This window comes from Idiomarina sp. UBA4206, assembly GCF_002383015.1.
GTDB classification, from domain to species: domain Bacteria; phylum Pseudomonadota; class Gammaproteobacteria; order Enterobacterales; family Alteromonadaceae; genus Idiomarina; species Idiomarina abyssalis.
The window spans coordinates 115578-116459 of record NZ_DFTS01000043.1 but is presented as its reverse complement, the minus strand read 5'-3'; the positions used below and the strand labels follow the sequence as shown (position 1 = coordinate 116459).

Below are 882 nucleotides of genomic sequence, written 5' to 3'. Positions count from 1 at the left end.
ACTGTAGAGAAGGTCATGCCGGCCTGGAACAGGCTGATGAGTAACGATATTGAGTTAAATGAATTCAAGTCTTTATGCCATCAGGTCGATGACGTACTTAAGCGCTGTGGTGAAAACATGCCACAAGTGCATGGGTTGATGACTGAAGTATTGATGGCTCAGGACTTTCAGGATATTACCGGGCAAGTCATTCGCCGGGTTATTCAGTTAGTTGAAGACGTTGAAAAGAACTTAATTGAGCTACTCAAAATATTCGGTAAAGAAGAAGAGCGCCGTAAGGCAGCAACCTCAACGCCTGATAAGAAAAATGCAGGTGTTGCGGAAGGCCCTATTATAGATGCTGATCAACGCGATGACGTGGTTGGCGGACAAGACGAAGTGGACGATTTGCTGTCCAGTTTAGGTTTCTAGGAGCATCAGTCGCATGAGCTTTGATATGGACGAAGACATTCTGCAGGACTTTTTGATCGAGGCGGGAGAGATCCTCGAGCAATTGTCTGAACAGCTGGTTGAACTGGAAAATGATCCAGAAAATAAAGACCTGCTGAATGCTATTTTCCGTGGTTTTCATACCGTGAAAGGTGGTGCCGGGTTTTTGTCGCTGGGCGCACTCGTTGATACCTGCCACGGTGCGGAAAATGTGTTCGATACCCTGCGTAATGGCCAACGTACCGTCACCTCCGACTTGATGGATGTTATTCTACAGTCGCTGGATACCATTAATGCTCAATTTGCACAGGTTCGGGCTAAAGAAGAGCCCGAAGCTGCATCACCTGAATTACTGGAACTTCTGCATAAGTTGAGCCAGCCGGAATCGGAAGATGAAGAGCCGGTTAAAGCGCCGGAACCAGAACCCGAACCAGAGTCCGAGCCCGAGGTAGC

2 protein-coding genes are annotated in these 882 nt (G+C 48.0%); both read left to right on the top strand.

Going from position 1 to position 882, the window contains the following annotated elements; translation table 11 throughout:
- Positions 1–411, top strand: a 411-nt coding sequence (locus B3180_RS09640; protein ID WP_286844252.1) for a protein phosphatase CheZ, incomplete at its 5' end; no start/stop codon positions are given.
- 13 nt (positions 412–424) lie between these two features.
- On the top strand, positions 425–882 hold a 458-nt coding region (locus B3180_RS09635; RefSeq protein WP_286844250.1), incomplete at its 3' end, for an Hpt domain-containing protein.